At 72.8% G+C, this 16755-nt stretch carries 17 protein-coding genes and 1 riboswitch; of the genes, 11 read left to right on the top strand and 6 right to left on the bottom strand.

Annotation, left to right across the window (positions count from 1 at the left end):
• Nucleotides 1-63 precede the first annotated feature (63 nt).
• Nucleotides 64-172: riboswitch (TPP riboswitch) on the bottom strand.
• A gap of 98 nt (nt 173-270) precedes the next feature.
• Nucleotides 271-1197: a pyridoxal 5'-phosphate synthase lyase subunit PdxS gene (gene pdxS, locus VEL82_06455; protein HXW67495.1), complete on the top strand. Its 927-nt coding sequence runs from the start codon at nt 271-273 to the stop codon at nt 1195-1197.
• A gap of 67 nt (nt 1198-1264) precedes the next feature.
• Nucleotides 1265-2398 (top strand): glycosyltransferase family 4 protein, encoded by a 1134-nt coding sequence (locus VEL82_06460; GenBank protein ID HXW67496.1) that lies wholly within the window; start codon nt 1265-1267, stop codon nt 2396-2398.
• Here VEL82_06460 and pyrF read toward each other — a convergent pair.
• Complete coding sequence (gene pyrF, locus VEL82_06465; GenBank protein HXW67497.1) at nt 2364-3206, bottom strand: orotidine-5'-phosphate decarboxylase; 843 nt, start codon at nt 3204-3206, stop codon at nt 2364-2366. The two genes, VEL82_06460 and pyrF, sit on opposite strands and share 35 nt — an antisense overlap.
• Before the next feature lie 115 nt (nt 3207-3321).
• Here pyrF and VEL82_06470 point away from each other — a divergent pair, with 115 nt between their 5' ends.
• The 3 genes from VEL82_06470 (at nt 3322) to VEL82_06480 (ending at nt 6465) form a co-directional block, all read left to right on the top strand.
• Nucleotides 3322-4491, top strand: coding sequence for a hypothetical protein (locus VEL82_06470; GenBank protein ID HXW67498.1), 1170 nt, complete (start codon nt 3322-3324; stop codon nt 4489-4491).
• Nucleotides 4488-5408, top strand: a complete 921-nt coding sequence (locus VEL82_06475; protein ID HXW67499.1) for a hypothetical protein — start codon at nt 4488-4490, stop codon at nt 5406-5408. The genes VEL82_06470 and VEL82_06475 overlap by 4 nt, the downstream gene beginning before the upstream one ends.
• Before the next feature lie 127 nt (nt 5409-5535).
• Complete coding sequence (locus tag VEL82_06480) at nt 5536-6465, top strand: hypothetical protein (protein HXW67500.1); 930 nt, start codon at nt 5536-5538, stop codon at nt 6463-6465.
• A gap of 19 nt (nt 6466-6484) precedes the next feature.
• Here VEL82_06480 and VEL82_06485 read toward each other — a convergent pair whose 3' ends face one another.
• From VEL82_06485 to larB, 3 genes are read right to left on the bottom strand one after another with little or no spacing between them, the layout of a single operon-like run.
• A complete protein-coding gene (locus tag VEL82_06485; GenBank protein HXW67501.1) occupies nt 6485-7384 on the bottom strand; it encodes a hypothetical protein in 900 nt (299 codons plus the stop codon).
• Nucleotides 7385-7441: 57 nt separating this feature from the next.
• Nucleotides 7442-8077, bottom strand: coding sequence for a class I SAM-dependent methyltransferase (locus VEL82_06490; protein ID HXW67502.1), 636 nt, complete (start codon nt 8075-8077; stop codon nt 7442-7444).
• A 2-nt stretch (nt 8078-8079) separates the two neighbouring features.
• Nucleotides 8080-8859 (bottom strand): nickel pincer cofactor biosynthesis protein LarB, encoded by a 780-nt coding sequence (larB, locus tag VEL82_06495; protein ID HXW67503.1) that lies wholly within the window; start codon nt 8857-8859, stop codon nt 8080-8082.
• Between the two features lie 59 nt (nt 8860-8918).
• Between larB and VEL82_06500 the strand changes: the two genes are divergently transcribed.
• The 3 genes from VEL82_06500 to VEL82_06510 are packed head-to-tail and all read left to right on the top strand — an operon-like array spanning nt 8919 to nt 11840.
• On the top strand, nt 8919-10067 hold the full coding sequence (locus tag VEL82_06500) for an acyl-CoA dehydrogenase family protein (GenBank protein HXW67504.1): 1149 nt from the start codon (nt 8919-8921) through the stop codon (nt 10065-10067).
• Between the two features lie 13 nt (nt 10068-10080).
• Nucleotides 10081-10863 (top strand): electron transfer flavoprotein subunit beta/FixA family protein, encoded by a 783-nt coding sequence (locus VEL82_06505; protein ID HXW67505.1) that lies wholly within the window; start codon nt 10081-10083, stop codon nt 10861-10863.
• Nucleotides 10860-11840: an electron transfer flavoprotein subunit alpha/FixB family protein gene (locus tag VEL82_06510; protein ID HXW67506.1), complete on the top strand. Its 981-nt coding sequence runs from the start codon at nt 10860-10862 to the stop codon at nt 11838-11840. The genes VEL82_06505 and VEL82_06510 overlap by 4 nt, the downstream gene beginning before the upstream one ends.
• Before the next feature lie 3 nt (nt 11841-11843).
• On the opposite strand, the gene VEL82_06515 is transcribed toward VEL82_06510, so the two are convergent.
• Together VEL82_06515 and VEL82_06520 are read right to left on the bottom strand one after the other, a co-directional pair.
• Nucleotides 11844-13145, bottom strand: a complete 1302-nt coding sequence (locus VEL82_06515) for an FAD-dependent oxidoreductase (GenBank protein ID HXW67507.1) — start codon at nt 13143-13145, stop codon at nt 11844-11846.
• A gap of 42 nt (nt 13146-13187) precedes the next feature.
• Entirely contained in the window at nt 13188-13829 is a 642-nt protein-coding gene (locus VEL82_06520) for a PH domain-containing protein (protein HXW67508.1), read from the bottom strand.
• Nucleotides 13830-13936: 107 nt separating this feature from the next.
• On the opposite strand from VEL82_06520, the gene VEL82_06525 reads away from it, so the two are divergent.
• From VEL82_06525 to VEL82_06535, 3 genes are read left to right on the top strand one after another with little or no spacing between them, the layout of a single operon-like run.
• Nucleotides 13937-14788, top strand: a complete 852-nt coding sequence (locus VEL82_06525) for an amidohydrolase family protein (GenBank protein HXW67509.1) — start codon at nt 13937-13939, stop codon at nt 14786-14788.
• Between the two features lie 25 nt (nt 14789-14813).
• Entirely contained in the window at nt 14814-15242 is a 429-nt protein-coding gene (gene eif1A / locus VEL82_06530; GenBank protein ID HXW67510.1) for a translation initiation factor eIF-1A, read from the top strand.
• Entirely contained in the window at nt 15239-16753 is a 1515-nt protein-coding gene (locus VEL82_06535) for an NAD(P)H-hydrate dehydratase (protein ID HXW67511.1), read from the top strand. Before eif1A ends, VEL82_06535 begins: the two co-directional genes overlap by 4 nt.
• Nucleotides 16754-16755: the final 2 nt, after the last annotated feature.

Here is a 16755-nt window from a genome sequence, read left to right on the forward strand (position 1 = left end):
GGCGGACCCCCGCCCTGCCCTCCGCGCGGCTCACGCCCTCCGCGGGTCAGCGCTGAGACGCTCTACTCCCTGCATCGCGTTCCCTTCGCGGGCATTACCCCGATCAGGTTCCTGGGGTCGACGGGGCGCACCCCGTCCTCTCAGCCGGTGACCAGCTCCCCCTTACCCGACCGCGAAGAGGGCCCGGCGCGATAACGTTTGTCCCGCGGGCCGCTCCGCTTAAGGGCGCAACGGTGCTCCCCCGCGCGTACCGTTCTCATGGCCGACCCGATGGAGAAGCTCCGCTTCGGCACCGAGCTCGTCAAGCGCGGTTTCGCGCGGATGCAGCAGGGGGGCGTCATCATGGACGTCACGACCGCCGACCAGGCGGCGATCGCGGAGGAGGCCGGGGCGGTCGCGGTGATGGCGCTCGAGCGGGTGCCCGCCGACATCCGCGCGGCCGGCGGGGTCGCCCGCATGGCCGACCCCGTGAAGATCCGCGAGATCCGCGAGCGGGTCTCGATCCCGGTGATGGCGAAGTGCCGGATCGGGCACACGGCGGAGGCCCGCGTGCTCGAGGCGCTCGCCGTCGACATGATCGACGAGTCGGAGGTCCTCACGCCCGCGGACCCGTTCCACCACGTGGACAAGCGCGCGTTCCGCGTCCCGTTCGTCTGCGGCGCTCGCAACCTCGGCGAGGCCCTGCGCCGGATCGACGAGGGGGCCGCGATGATCCGCACGAAGGGCGAGGCGGGCACCGGCAACGTCGTGGAGGCCGTGCGCCACATCCGCCAGATCTCCGGGGAGGTCGCCGAGGTGGTCAAGCTGCCGAAGAAGGAGCTCGGCGCCTGGGCCCGGCGCGAGCGCGTCAGCGAGAAGGTCCTCGGCGAGGTCCGGAGCCTCGGGCGTGTGCCCGTCGTCAACTTCGCGGCCGGCGGCATCGCGACCCCGGCCGATGCGGCACTGTGCCGCCTCCTGGGCGTCGATGGGATCTTCGTCGGGAGCGGGATCTTCAAGGCGCAGCACCCGATGAAGGTCGCGCGAGCGATCGTAGAGGCGTCGATGCAGTACGACCGCCCCGACGTCGTCGCGCGGGTCTCGAGCGGCCTCGGCGAGCCGATGAAGGGCATCGAGATCGCGACGATCTCGCCGTCCGATCTCCTCCAGACGCGCGAGTCGGAGGTCACCCTCCGTCGCCGACCGGCGACCGAGGCGTGAGCCCGCGCCCGAGGCCGCCCGTCCGGGCGCCCGCGAGGATCGCCGAGCGGCCGGAGGGAGGACGTTAGTGCGGATCGTCCAGGTCTCCCCATTCTTCCATCCGCACGCCGGCGGCGTGGAGTCGCACGTGCGCAGTCTCGCGCGCGAGTTCGCCCGGGAGGGCCACGACGTGACGATCGTAACGTCGCGCTACCGGCCCTCGCTGGCGGCCGAGGAGACGATGGAGGGCTACCGGGTCGTGCGCACGCGCACGCTTGGCGTGGCACTGAACACGCCGTTCGATGTCGGGGAAATCGGCGCCCTGCGCGACGCACCCGCGGACGTCGTGCACCTGCACTATCCGCCGCCGTTGACCTCGTTCTTCGCGACGCGGCCGCTCGCGCGGCGCAAGGTGCCGGTCTGCCTCACCTACCACTGTGACCTCTTCCTCGCCGGCATCCCCGGCCGCCTGCTCTCGAGCCTGTACGAGCGCGTGTTCCTGCCGCCGACCCTGCGGGCGGTGGACCGGATCATCGTCCACACCCGCAGCTACGGGGTCACCTCGGCGGTCCTGCGGGGCCGACCCCTCGAGGTGATCCCATCGGTCGTGGACCTCGAGTGGTTCCGGCCCGGCATCGATGCGAGCGCGCTGCGCAGGGACCTTAACCTGGAGGGAAAGCGCGTCCTCGCCTTCACGGGACGCCTGGTGCCCCACAAGGGGGTCGACGTCATCCTGCAGGCGCTCACCCGCTTGCCGGACGACGTCGTGCTCCTCGTGATCGGCACCGGCCCTCGCCTTGCCGGCCTCGTCGGGCTCGCCGAGCGCCTACGCGTCGCCGACCGGGTCCGATTCTGCGCGGCCGTGACGGACGACGACCTCCCGCGCTACCTCGCTCTCGCCGACGTCTTCGTCTTCCCCTCCCAGAACCGGCTCGAGGGCTTCGGCCTCGCGGTCGCCGAGGCGATGGCCGCCGGCCTCCCCGTCGTCACCACCGACATGCCCGGCGTGCGGGAGGTGATCGAGCCCGGCCGCGAGGGCCTGCTCGCCGAGCCGCTGCTCTCCGACGACCTCGCGAGCAAGATCCGCGTCCTCCTGGACGATCCCGCGCTCGCGCGCGCGATGGGGGCCGCCGGCCGGCGCCGGGCGGAGGAGCGCTACGGTCTACCGACCGTCGCCGGCCGCCTGCTCAGCCTGTACGCAAGCCTGCGCGCAGCTGGTTGATCTGGACCTTCAATCGTTCCGCCTCGGCGCCGGCGGCGCGCTTCCAGTCCGAGCCGGACGATGCGTAGATGATGCTCCGCGAGGCGCTGACCAGCAGCCCTCGCCCGTGGGCGTCGACACCATCGCGCACGGCGGTCGCCAGCGAGCCGCCCTGCGTCCCGACGCCCGGCACCAGAATCGGGATAGAGTTCCCGAGCACGGAGCGGGCCGCGCGGAAGCCGTCCGAAAATGTCGCGCCGAGCACCGCCCCGACGTTGCCGTGCGCATGCGCCAGCCGCCGTACCTCGCCGATCACCGCGAGCCAGAGCGGCCCCCGCGGCGTCGGGATCTCCTGGAAGTCCGGGGCGCCGGCGTTCGAGGAGTGCGCGACGAGGAAGACCCCGTGGACCGGGTCCTCGAGGAACGGCTGGATCGAGTCCCATCCGAGCCACGGCGTCACCGTGACCGCGTCGAACCGGAACTGCTCGAACGCCCCGGTCCGGATCTGGCCCATGACGTTCGGGATGTCGTTCGCCTTCAGGTCGAGGATCCGCAGGCGGCTCGCCCCGATCTTCCTCGCGATCCGATCCAGCGAGGCGAACCCCTTCGGCCCGTAGCGCAGGTAGAAACCCATCTGCATCTTGTAGGCGGCCGCGTGCGGGTAGGTCGCCGCGACGATCCCGTCAAGGAACCGGTCGAGCTGGCGCACGGCGGTAAGCCGACGCAAGGGCTTCGGCATCTGCGCGGGATCGGGGTCCAGGCCGACGCAGACGAGCGAGTCGCGCGCGCGCAACACGCGGTCCATCCGCTGGAGGAACTTCTCCGCCACCGGGCCCGGGTCAGGGACCGAGGCCCAAATAAGTTCCCGTCGGCACGCTTCAGCGCCCGGACTCGCAACGGCGCTTTTATCGCGCGAACGGTTGGCGAGCCCCCGGACCGTTCATATGTCACCTTCGGAGACCACCCCGCCCTCGGTCGAGGTCCGACTGAGGGACCTAACGCCGCCGGCCGACAGCGTCGAGGTCGTCGCGCGCGTGGTCGCTCTCGAACGGCGGGAGGTCACGCGACGGTCGGATGGGAGCCGCCGGCCGCTGCTCTCCGGCCTGCTGAGCGACGGGACCGCGAGCGTTCGCTTCACCTGGTGGGACCCGCCGCGCGAGGGCGTCGAGCGCGGTACCGTGCTGCGGGCCGTGGGGGCCGAGGTCCGCGCGTTCCGCGGCCGACCGGAGCTCACGTTCGGCTGGCGCACCCGGATCGCACCCGCGAGCGAGGCCGAGCTGCCCCGGCTGACCGGCGAAGAGCTTCCCGTTCGGAAGTTGCGCGCGCTCTCGGCGAACGAAGAAGGCTTCCGGGTCGAGGTGCGCGTCGTGCGGGTCACCGCGCGCACGGTCTCCGTCGGCGAGGAGCGACGGGTCGTCCATGAGGGGCTGCTCGCGGACCGCTCCGGCGCGCTCGCCTTCTCCTCCTGGAGCGACTTCGGACTCGCCGATGGGGAGACCGTCAGGGTCCTCGGCGGCTACGTTGGCACGTTCCGGGGCCAGCCGCGGCTGGTCCTGGACGAGCGGGCCAGCGTCACGCGCATCCCGGCCGGCGACCTCCCGCCGCCGGCGGAGATCCTCCGTGCGGCCCCGCAGGCGATCGCATCGATCGAGGACGACGGCGGGGGACCGTCGGTCACCGCGGAAGGGATCGTCGTCGGGCTGCTTCCCCCGAGCGGGCTCGTCTACCGCTGCCCGACCTGCCGGCGCAGCGTCACGGGCGGAATCTGCCGGGTGCACGGCCAGGTCGACGGTCAGGCCGACCTGCGGGCGCGGATCGTGCTGGACGACGGCACGGGGGCCCTGACCGTGAACGCGGGACGCGCGGAGACCGAAGCGCTGTGGGGCGTCAGCCTTGCCGAGGCGCGCGCGCGACTGCGCGAGCTCCCCGACCCGAGCGTGCTCGAAGAACAGCTGCTCGAGACGCTCCTCGGCCGGCGCTTGAGGGTGCGGGGCGCCGGCCGCAAGGACGATTTCGGCATCACACTCGACCCCGAGACGATCGAACCGGTCGATATCGACCTGGACGCGGCCGCGAACGAGCTGTCGGCCCGCCTCGGTACGGGAGCCCGATGACGCTGCGCGAGCCCGCCTGGCGGGTGACCGCCCGCGAGCTCGAGAGCTCGCTCGAGGAGGAACGGGGCACGGGCGACCGAGCGACCGGCTACGTGCTCAGCCCGTTCGGCGCGCGGATGAATCGGGTGATCCTCGCCGGTGAGCTCACGCCTGCCGAGCCGGTCGGGCGCGACGACCCGCCGACGTTCTGGAGGGCCCGGCTCATGGACCCGACCGGCGCCGTCGCGGTGACCGCGGGCGCCTTCCAGCCGCGGGCGATGGCCCAGCTCCGGGCGGCCCGGGAGCGCCGCCTCGCGATCGTCGTCGGAAAGGTGCACCTCTTCCGGGGCCGCGATGGCGTCGCGTACGTGTCGGTGCGGGCGGAAGGGATCCGATCGGTCGCCGAGGCCGACGAGCGCGCCCTGCTCGCCGATGTCGTTCGCCAGACGCTCGATCGCCTCGATCTGATCGAGCGGCTCGAGCATCAGCCGCTCGAAGCCGACGACGCCCTGCGGACCCCGGGCGTTCCCGGCGCCTGGATCCGCGCGGGACGCGAAGCGCTCCACCGCTACCCGAGCGTCGATCGTGCCGCGTTCCGTCGCGAGCTCGTGGCCGCGGTGCGCCGGGTCGCCGGCGCGACCGGCCCGATCTCGGCCGCGGCGGAGGAGGCGAGCGGCGTGCGCGTGACGCGGGCGCCACCACCGGCCGCTCCGTCCGCCCCGCCGACGGCGGCCGAGCGCGCCGAGGAGGCGGTGTTCCTGACCCTGCTCGACGAGGTCGCCGACGTCTCGATCGACGGCTACGCGGACCTCAAAGAGGTGCTGAGCCGCCTCGAGTCCCAGGGCGTCGTCGGCACGCGGGCCGAGAGCGTGCTCAACCGCCTCGAAGAGGAGGGCGCCGTCGAGGAGCCGATCGTCGGAAAGCTGCGCCGCGCCTAGCCCCCGCGACTAGCCTATATATACTGCCCCGGCTCGGAGACCCGGGGGAATGAGGAACACCTGTCTCTCCGATTCCGTGACGAGACCAGCGACGAGCTGACCCCCCTCGCCGAACGTTCCTAGGACGATGGCGGAACCGCACCCGAACCGGGCCCTGGTCATCGCGCTCGTGGTGATCACGATCGTCGCGGGGGCCGCGGGCGCCGGATACGTCTACTACCGTACCCACGTCGGCGCGCCGGCGTCGGCCCTGACCGTGCAGGAGGGCGACAATGTGACCGTGAACTACATCGGCGTCTTCGGATCCGGGGCCCAGGTCGGCCGGGTCTTCGACACGTCGCTCTACTCCGTGGCGACCAACAACGCGAGCTGGCCGAAGTCGCTGCTGTTCCACCCGCGGGGCCCCCTGCCCACGAACTTCACTCCGCTCGGCGTCTACGTCGGCGCCTCCACGCCGTCGGGCGGTTACACCGTCGGGAACCTGACGTTCGGCTCCGTCGTACCGGGCTTCTGGATGGGTCTGCTCGGGTTGCCCGGCAACCGAACGCACTACGTGACGGTCCCTCCGTCGCTCGGCTACAGCTACGTGAACGCCTCCTGCTTCGTCCCGCGGCCGATCTCCTACACGATCCCGGTCGTCGTCAGCCTGACGGACAGCGAGTTCTCGGCCCAGGTGCCGAACGTCTCGCCCGAGAGCGGCATCGAGTTCCCGGACCCGACGTACGGCTGGACCGACCTGATCCTGAGCACCAATGCGACCTCGATCGTCTACGAGAACCTCCCGTCGCTCGGGATGACGACGCGGCCGCAGGGTTGGCCGGTGCTCGTCACGAACATCTCGACCTCCACGATCTCGCTGACGAACCAGCTCTCGCCGAGCCAGGCCGGCCTGGTCGCCGGTCATGTCTCGGGCGCGGGCGTCTGCGGCTCGACCGGCTTCATCGTCAGCCAGGTCAGCACGGCGACGGGCACCTACACCGAGGACTACAACAGCGAAGTCGCCGGCCAGACGCTGATCTTCATCGTGACGGTGGTCGACATCCTCCCGCCGTCGTGACCGGGCGGCGGTCCGGCGCCTAGCCGCCGAGCGTCACCTTGCCGCGCTTGAGCAGCTCCTGCAGGTGGGCCTCGGCCGCGGACTCCGCGAGACTGGACGCGCTGGCACGGCGGGGCGCGTAGGCGCGCACCGTCTTGCGGGCCTCCTCGCGGCGGGCGCGAATCTCGCCGAGCAGGCGACGACCGTCCCGCTCGAGGCCGATCATCTCCCGCGAGATCGCGTCGACCTTTCCCATGACCTCCGAGCGCTCCTTGCCCTTCGCGCGCAGGCGGGCGACCAGCGCCCCGGCGTCGACCAGCTTCGCGCGGATCTCGGCCATCTTCGCGTCGCGCTCCGCGCGGGCCTTCGTGCCGGCGAGCGTGATCCGCTCGACCTCGGCGCGCGCCGCGGCCACGCGGGCCTCGGCCTCCTGTCGCTGGCGCTCGTGCTCCGCGACGAGCTTCGTTCGGGCCTCGGCGGCCTTGAGCTCCTGGGCGCGCTGGCGCACGTGCGCGATGAGCGCGTTCTCGTCCTCGACCGAGAGGGCCTGCGTCTGCTGGCGAAGCTCGAGCTGGGCGATCTCGCGTCGGATCTGCTCGGGCCGCACCCGCTCGCCCGGGGCGAAGGTGAGACGGAGCTCTCGGAGCGCGACGACCGCCGCCTCGACGGCCTTGCGTGCGCGCTCCCGCTCGGCCCGCAGCTCGGCGATCCGCCCCCCGAGCGTTCCGTGCTCCTGGTAGAGGCGCTCGACCTCGGCGGCCGGTGCCTGGCGCTGGTCGTAGAGCGCCTTCTGCTCCCCGGAGAGCTTGCGCATCTCGGCGATCAGCGTGCGACGCTGCTCGTCGAGGCCCGTCAGCCGCCGGTCGATCGCTCGCAGCTGCGCGCGCGAGTCGCGCTCGGTCTGTTCGTCCGAGTCGGAGAGCACGGGGCGGGGGGGCACGGTCTCAGCAGGGCGCGATGGCCCGAAAAATGCTTTCGGTCCCTCCGGGACCGCGGTCTAGGGCCGTCGGTCGCAGACGTACCAGGCGCACTCGTCCGTGCGCTCCTCGGCGCGTACGCGCTCGAGTCCGTCGGTGATCCGCCCCAGCGTCGATGCCCGGTAGAAGCGGACGGCCTCCTCCCGGTCGGCCCGCAGCCGCACGTCGGGGGCGAGCTCGATCCCCTGCCGGGCGAGCGGGCTGGCCGTGGAGCGCACCGAGAACAGGTGCACGCCGCCGACGCGCAGGGAGCGGGCGATCTCGCGCACCATCGCCTCGACCTCCTCGTCGCCCAGGAACATGTAGAGGGCGTGGGCGTAGACCGCATCGAGCGACCCGGCGGGAGACGAACGAAGGACGTCGAGCGCCTCGGCCTCCTCGAGGACAAGCGTCGGCGGCGGGTCCGGCTGCGCGCGGGCGCGGGCGATCGCGGTCGGCGCGTGGTCGATCGCGCGGACGAACACCCTCGGGCCCGCGAGCGCCCGGGCATCCCGGCCGGGCCCGCATCCGAGCTCGAGGAGGCGGACCGGGCGGGGGAGGGGATCGAGGAACGCTCGCGACCACGCCGCGAACGCGCTCGGGGGCCCCAGAAATCGCCCGGGGTCGTCCCGGTAGTACCGCTCCGAGATCTCGCGCCGACGGGCGCGCGACGGCACGCCTAGCCGGTCCGGCGCGTCCACGCTCGTCCCCCGGATCGGCGAACTGGCCCGGCGGAACGGGGCGACCGGGCGAAACCCTGGGCCGCGAACAGCGCGGCCGGGACCGCGGCGTCGATGTTGACCACCGCGATGGGGGCGCAGGACTGGAGCATCGCCCCGAGCGCGGCCTCCCCGCGGCCCCCCCGGCCGTACCCCGAGGAGGTCGGAACCCCGACGACCGGGGCCCGGACGAGGCCGGCGAGCACGGTCGGAAGCGCGCCCTCCCGGCCGGCGAAGACGAGGTAGATGCCCGGGCGCGAGCGCTCGAGCTCCCGGAGCGCCCGGATCAGCCGGTGCACCCCCGCGACCCCGACGTCGTAGGCGTGCACGACCCGCAGCCCGAGCGCCTCGAGCAGCGCGCGGGACTCCTCGGCGAGCGCGACGTCGCTCGTGCCGGCCGTCACCACGGCCACGGTGCCCGGTTCGTACTCCACGCCGAGCGGGCCGTCGAGGATCGCGAGCCGACCGTCCGCGACGAGCCGCAGCGGCAGTCCGCGTCGGCGTTCGGCCGCGAGGGCGGTCCGCTGCCGCGCGGACGGTCGGGAGATGAGGGCGCCGTGGCCGTCCGCGTGGAGGGCCCGCACGATCCCGATCAGGTGCGGTACCGCCTTGCCCTCGGCGAGGATCACCTCGGGGACGCCGATCCGCCGGCCGCGATGCCGGTCGAGACGGGCGTAGTGGGCCACGCGCAGCTCCGGCGCGCGCAAGCGCTCGCGCCCTCGCCGGTGGGACGTCGTCACGGCTCGGACGACCCAAGCCGTGATATAGCGCGTCCCCGTGGCACGCGCGCCCCGCGTCGATGCCGGATTTCTCCCTGACACCGGAGCAGGAGAGCTTGCGCGACGCCGCCCGCAAGTTCGCGCGCACCGAGATGGCGCCGCACGCGGCGGAGTGCGACCGGGCCGGGCGCTTCCCCGAGGAGATCTACCGCAAGGCGTTCGACCTCGGCCTGATGAACCTCAACGTCCCGGCCGATTTCGGCGGCAGCGGCCTCGGGGTGCTCGACCAGTGCCTGATCGTCGAAGAGCTCGCCTACGCCTGCGGCGGCATGACGACCTCGATCATCGCGAACTGCCTCGCCCTCGAGCCGATCCTGCTCGGCGGCACGGCGGAGCAGAAGGAGCGCTTCCTTCGCCCGTTCTGTGCCCAATACCAGCTCGCGTCGTTCTGCCTGACCGAGCCGAGCGGCGGGAGCGACGCGGGCGGCCTCAAGACCCGGGCGCGTCGCGACGGCGAGGACTACGTTCTCTCGGGCGAGAAGTGCTTCATCACGAACGCCCCGCACGCCTCGCTCTACACGGTGTTCGCCACGGTCGACCCCGAGCGCCAGCACCGCGGAATCACCGCGTTCGTGGTCCCGCGCGCGACGGCCGGCGTCCTGCCCGGCAAGGACGAGGAGAAGATGGGGCACCGCGCATCGTCGACGAGCACCGTCCGCTTCGAGGATGCCCGGGTGCCGGCCGCGAACCGGCTGGGGGCGGAGGGCGAGGGGTTTTCCCTCGCGATGCGCACGCTCGACCAGACGCGCACGCCGATCGGCGCGCTCGCTACCGGGATCGCGCAGGCCGCCCTCGACCACGCCGCCGGTTACTCGCTCAAGCGCCAGACCTTCGGCAAGCCGATCGCCGAGCACCAGGCGATCCAGATCAAGCTCGCGAACATGGCCCAGGCCGTGCATGCCGCGCGACTCCTCACCTGGCACGCGGCCTGGACGATCGACCGCGGCGGCAAGGGGACCCTCGAGTCCTCGATCGCGAAGTGCTTCGCCTCCGACGCCGCCCTCGACGTGGCGGACGAGGCGATCCAGACCTTCGGGGGCTACGGCTACATGAAGGAGTACCCGGTCGAGAAGCTCCTGCGCGACGCCAAGCTCACCCAGATCTACGAGGGCGCCAACGAGATCCAGCGCACCGTGATCGCCCGAGAACTCCTGCGGCAGTACGCCTGAGACGGGGGCGCGCGTGGAGATCGTCGTCTGCGTCAAGCCGGTCCCGGAGCCGGACACCCGGCTGCGGGCCAGCGCGAACGGGACGGGCCTCGATCCCGAGGGCGTGAAGTTCGTCCTGGCCGGCTACGACGAGTCGGCGGTCGAGCAGGCCCTGCTGCTGAAGGAGTCCCTCCCGGGCTCGAAGGTCCACGCGGTCTCGGTCGGACCGGCCCCGCGGGCCGAGGAGGTCCTGCGGGCGGCGATCGCGCTCGGTTGCGATCTCGCCACCTGGGTGGAGGCGCCGGCCGAGGTCGGCTCGGAACCGATCGCCGCGGCGCGGGCGATCGCCCCGGCGCTGCGAACCATTCCCCATGCTCTCGTCCTCTGCGGGAAGCAGGCGGGTGATGACGAGAGCGGCCTGTTCTCGGGCGCGCTCGGGGAGTGGCTCGGGGAGCCGGACTTCGGCTACGTGATCGACCTGCGCTGGGACGCCGCAAGCGCCCGATTCCGGTTCCAGCGCGCGAGCGAGGCGGGCCTCGAGCGCTGGGAGTGCCCTCCCCCCTGCGTGATCGCGCTCCAGCAGGCCTGGAACGACCCCCGGACGGCGAAGCTGCCGGCGATCCTGCGCTCGCGCAAGGCACCGATCGCCCGGGTGGCGGCGGGGTCCCCGACCGGGGACGCGCCGCGGAGCGTGGCCGAGACGTTCGAGCTGCCGGCGCCGCGCACCGGGGCGCGGATGATCGAGTACGCGACCCCCGAGGAGGCCGCGCAGCGTCTGGTGAAGATCCTGCGGGAGGAGGCGAAGGTCTTCCCGTGAGCCGGCACGTGCTGGTCGTCGGCGAGGTCCAGTCCGGTCACCTCGTGGGAGCGAGCCGGGAAGCGGTCGGCGTCGCCCGCGCGCTCGGCGGAGGTAGCGCGGTCGGATTCCTCGGCGGGGCCGCGAGCCGGCCCGCGGCCGAAGAGTTCGCGCGCCTCGGGATCGGGCGCACGCTCCTGCGCGACGACGGAGCCTTGGAGGCGGCCGCGCCCGCGGTCGTGGCGCGTGCGGCGAAGCTCGGGGCCGAGCAGGCCGGCGCCTCGGTGGTCGTGCTCGGGGGCACGACGTTCGGCCGCGACCTCGCCGGGCGCCTGGCGGCGGCCTGGGACGCCGCGGCCGCGACCGGCGTCACCGAGGTCGCTGCGGTCGACGGGGGCCTCCGGGTCCGCCGCCCGGTCTTCGGCGGTCGAGCCACGGAGACCCGCCGGCTCGAAGGCGCGCGGCAGGTGGTCGCGCTGCGACCGCACGCATTTCCGCTACCGGCCGACGCCCCGGTAGCCGGCACGGTCGAGGTGCTGGCGGCGGACGGAAGGGCCCTGCCGTCCTCGGGCCAGCGGACCGGAATCGACGCGGTCGCCGCCGGAGCCGGGCCGAGCCTCACCGACGCCGCGATCGTCGTCTCGGGGGGTCGGGGGTTGAAGGATCCGCAGAGCTTCCGGCTGGTCGAGGAGCTCGCCGCCGCGCTCGGAGCCGCGGTCGGCGCGTCCCGCGCCGTGACCGACGCGGGCTGGCGCCCGAGCTCCTTCCAGGTCGGCCAGACCGGACGCTCGGTCTCGCCGCAGCTGTACATCGCGGTCGGCATCTCGGGCGCGATCCAGCATCTGGTCGGGATGGTGAGCTCCCGCGTCATCGTCGCGATCAACAACGACGCCTCGGCGCCGATCTTCCGCGTCGCCGACTACGGGATCGCGGGCGACCTGTTCCAGATCGTGCCGGCCCTCACGGCCGAGGTCCGGCGGGTGCGGGGCCTCGGATAGCGCCTACAGCTCCCGGACGAGATCGAGCGCGTCGCGGGCCACGGTCGTTCGGCCGAGACCCGCGGCCCGGCGCGCGCGGCCCAGCAGCTCGCGGGCGTGGCGCTTCGGTCCGCCGGTCTCGGTCATCATCGCACGGAAGAGCTCGGCGGCGAACCGCGGGTACGCCGTGTAGAAGCGCGGATTCCACTTGACCCGGTCGAGGCCCGCGAAATCGCGGAAGTCGCCGAGGATCCCCGCCGCCTCCAGGCGCCGGTCGTACTCGGCCAGCGCGCTCGCGTCCGAGGTGCCGGCCCGCTTCGCCGCGAGCGCCGTCTCCGCGGCCTCCAGGCCGGTTCGCACGGCGTAGTTCATGCCCTGGATCACGATCCCGTTCGAGAAGACGAACCCGGCAGCGTCGCCCGCGATCATCCAGCCGTCGCCGTGGAAGGCGGCCGGACGGCTCGCCCAGCCCGAGCTGATCAGCTTCGCCCCGTACTCGACGAGCTCCGCCCCCTTCAGCCGCGCGGCGATCGTCGGGTGGAGCTTGAACTGCTCCATCAGGTCGTGCGAGTACACGCCCTTGCCGAACAGCGACTGGAGGTTCAGGATCAGGCCGACCGAGAGCGTGTCGGCGTTGGTGTAGACAAAGCCGCCGCCCATCACCCCCGGAGGGAAGATTCCGGTCACCCACTCTTCGGCGTGACCCTCGCCCGGGCCGACGCCGAACCTCTCCTCGATCGTCGCGGGATCGAGGCGGTAGACCTCCTTGATGCCGAGCTCCGTGGCCTCCCCGCTCAGCCGCGGCTGCGGCCGGATCGGCGTGCCGAGCGAAACCCGGGAGTTCGCGCCGTCGGCGACGATCGTCACCGGGGCGGTCATCGTCTCGCCGCCCTGCACGATGCCGTGGACCCGGGCACCCTCCCAGTGGAGGCGCTCGACCGGGACCGACGGGACGACGGTCGCACCGGCGGCCTCGGCCCGCGACACCAGCCAGGCGTCCGTGCGCGCACGCAGCACGCTGTGGGCGACGAACGGCTCGCGCCGCCAGGCGGCATCCTCGAAATCGAAGGAGACCGCGCTCTCCGGGGTGAGGAAGCCGAAGCGCTTGCGCACGATGTGGCGCTCGACCGGCATCTCGTGCCACCAGTTCGGCAGGATGCGATCGAGGTCGTGCCCCCAGAGGACCCCACCGGACAGGTTCTTTGAACCCGGGTCCGCGCCCCGCTCGAGCAACAGGACGTTGGCCCCCCCCTGCGCGAGCCGGATCGCGGCCGCGCTGCCGGCCATGCCGGCGCCGACGACGATCGCGTCGAAGTCGTCGGGCATCCTCGGCCCGACGTGCGGGGGCCGATTTAACGCTGCGCGCGACTACCGGCCTGCGCCGCCCGTCCAGGGACCGGGCGCGGTCGGTGTCGGGGCGCTCGCGCCGACCGTCGCGTTCTCGATCAGCTTCTGGAATCGGAACGGCTTCGGGATACCCTTCCAATCCTCGTTGCCGAGGCGCTGACCGCCCTCGCTGCTCACCCGGACGCTGCCGTAGCCGAGCACCCGCTCCCCGAAGGTCTGGTGGACATCGACTCCGCGGACCTGGGTCACGGGGATCTCGTCGAAGTCCTTCGCGAGGATCCCCCGCTGCACGATCACCCGCCGGCTGGTGACGGCATAGACCGTGCGGACCCAGCGCAGGTAGCGGACCGCGATGAACAATAGTCCGATCAGGACGAGGAAGGCGAAGAAGATCATCGCGTAGAGCTGGAAGGACGACAGGCTCTGGTGGGTCCACGTGGCAAGGGTGGAGATCGCCGTGTTCCAGACCGAGAGCTGGAGGCCCCATCCGAAACGGTCGGCGGCGGTCAGGATCGTGAGGACGCCGGTGATCAGGATCCAGAGGATCGGGCCGGGGAAGTAGAACAGCTTGGTCGCCCGCGTTTCCGCGAGCAGGTACTCCTGGTTCGCGAGGTACGTTGCCTTGAGCAGCTTCGGCACGGCGCGATTGGAGGCGGCCGCCATCGCCCGTGGAGGGGGCTCCACCGAATGATAAACCCTCGTCCGCGCCCGCGGGGCCCTCCCGCGTTCCGCCTCGAGCCTTATACGGGACGGACGGTGAGGAGGTCGCGATGGGCGTGACCGACTGCCACGTCCACGTCAACCCGCTCTGGGAGATGCGGGCGGACGCGGTGCGCCTGCTCGCGCATTCGGACGAGGCCACCCAGCGCCTGCTGCGCGAACCGTCCGCGTTCCTCGAGTACCTCGATCGATCGGGCGTCGAGCGCGCGGTCCTCGTGAACTACGTGGCGCCGGAGGTGATCGGGTACACCGAGAAGACGAACGACTTCGTCGCGGAGTACTGTCGGGCGGATCCCGGGCGCCTGATCGCGGTAGGCGGGATCCGCCCGGACCATCCGGATCCGGAGCGAGAGATCGCCCGTCTCGCCGGGACCCTCGGCCTCCGGGGGATCAAGCTGCACCCGCCCCACCAGCTGTTCCGGCCGAACGCGTACACCGACGGCGAGCGGCCGGGCCTGCGGGCGCTCTACGCGGCGTGCGAGCGCGCCCGGCTGCCGATCATCGTCCACACCGGCACCAGCGTCTTCCCCCGGGCCCGCAACCGGTACGGCGACCCGCTCCTCGTCGAGGACGTCGCGATCGACTTTCCCGACCTCACGATCGTCCTCGCGCACGGCGGACGGCCGATCTGGATGGAGACCGCCGCCTTCCTCGCCCGTCGCTTCCCGAACGTCTGGCTCGAGGTGTCGGGAATCCCACCCGCCCGCCTGCTCGACTACTTCCCGCGGCTGGCCCAGCTCTCCGAGAAGGTCCTGTTCGGCACGGACTGGCCGGGGCCCGGGGTGCGGGACATCGGGGCGAACCTCGCCGCGTTCCGCGCGCTGCCGCTTCCGCAGGACGCGAAGCAGCGGATCCTCGAGGAGAATCCGCGACGCGTCTTTCCTCGTGCGCCTGCCAACTGAAATACTGCGCCTCGATGGTGCCGTCGTGCCCGACGAGCCGAAGGAGGAGTCCGGGGCCGAGCCGGCCCCGGCGACCCCGACCGAGGAGGTCCCCACGACCGTCGAGGTCGTGGAGGGCGGGGAGGAGGTCGGCCGGCTCCCGCTGCCCCGGCGCAACCGCGGCGAGTGCTTCGGGATCGCGAGCCAGCTCCTGGGCGCGGCGCGCATCCGCGTGATGTGCGAGGACTCGGTCTCGCGGATGGGGCGCATCACCGGGAAGATGAAGAAGAAGATGTGGATCCGCGAGGGCGACCTGTTGGTCGTGCGGCCCTGGGGCTTCCAGGAGGGGAAGGCCGACATCCTGTTCCGCTACAGTCGCACGCAGTCGCAGTACCTCGCCCGCAAGAACCTCCTGCCGGCCTCCGTGAACCTCTTCGGCACCGAGCCCCGGAGCGACGCCGCGACGCCGGCGTGAGGACGGCCGTGTGGGCGGCGTCGACCCGTCCGCTCTCCTCGCTCGAGATGGCGGTGCTCGAGGCGAACGCTGTCGCGCTCGGCGTCACGGTCGACCAGCTCATGGAGAACGCCGGCCGCGCCGTCGCGGAGGAGGCGATGCGTCGCCTTCCCTCCCCGCCGGCGCCGCTCGCGGTGGTCGCCGGGACCGGCAACAAGGGCGGCGATGCGACCTGCGCGGCGTTCTACCTGCACCAGTGGGGGTTCTCGCCGGAGATCTGGATGGTCCGGCCCCCGAGCGAGATCGCCTCGCGGGCCGCGCGGCGATGCTTCGAGCGGGTGGAGCGCCGATGCCCGGTCCACGTCGGTGTCCCGCGGGCCGAGGAGCTCGCCGAGAAGCCGCTCGTGCTCGACGGTCTGCTCGGGACCGGCCAGACGGGCCGGCTCCGCCCGCCGGTCCGCGAGGCCGTCGACGCGATCCGGGCCAGCGCCGTGCCGGTCCTTTCGATCGACCTGCCGACCGGGGTGATGGACCCCGAGGGGCTCCGGCCGAAGTGGACGGTCACGCTGACGACCGCGAAAGAGGAGATGGGGCCCGGGACCTCCGGAGAGGTGATCGTCCGGGACATCGGCATCCCGCCCGAGGCCTGGGGTCGCACGGGTCCGGGTGAATATCTGTTCCTGACGCGCGGCGCGGGGGCCGCCGATGCCCGCCGGACCGGCCGCGTGATCGTGGTCGGCGGGGGCCCGTACTCCGGCGCACCCGCGCTGTCGGCGATGGCAGCGCTGCGCTCGGGGGCGGAGCGGGCCACGGTCCTCGCGCCGGAGGGTTCCGCGGAGCGGATCCAGTCGTTCAGCCCGAACCTCGTGGTCCGGCCGTTCGGCGTCGGGCGGTTCCGACCGACCGACGCGCGGGAGATCATCGAGTTCGTGCGATCGGCCGGCCCGCAGGCGGTGATCGTCGGCATGGGCGCGGGCGCGCACCCGGAGACGGTCGAGGCCCTTGGCGAGATCGAGCGCGCGCTCGTGGGCACCGTGCCGGTGGTCGTCGACGCGGACGGGCTGGCCGCCGTGCCGTCGGCGGACGAGATCCGGGGGCGCGGCGACCGCGCGGTCCTCGTGGCGACGCCGAACGTCGGCGAGTTCGCGCGCTACTTCGACGGCGAGCGCACCGGACGGATGCCCGACGATGGCGCGCGGGCGCGCGAGATCGCTCGCGCTCGGAGCCTCACGCTGCTGGCGAAAGGGGACCCCGACCTCCTGAGCGACGGCGACAGCTGGTTCACGAACGCGCACCACCACCCGGCGATGACGGTCGGCGGGGTCGGGGACGTCCTCGCCGGCGTCGTCGGCAGCCTGCTCGCGCAGGGGCTGCGCTCGTGCCACGCGGTCCGGCTCGGCGCATGGTGGGTCGGCGACGCCGGCACGCGCGCCGCGGCGCGGCGGGGACGAGGCCTCGTCGCGACCGACGTGGTCGACGAGCTACCGGCGGCTCTCGTCGCCGCGCTCGGTCGCCTGGATGCGGGCGCCTAGGG

The organism is Thermoplasmata archaeon, assembly GCA_035622275.1.
Classification (GTDB): Archaea; Thermoplasmatota; Thermoplasmata; order Lutacidiplasmatales; family UBA184; genus Lutacidiplasma.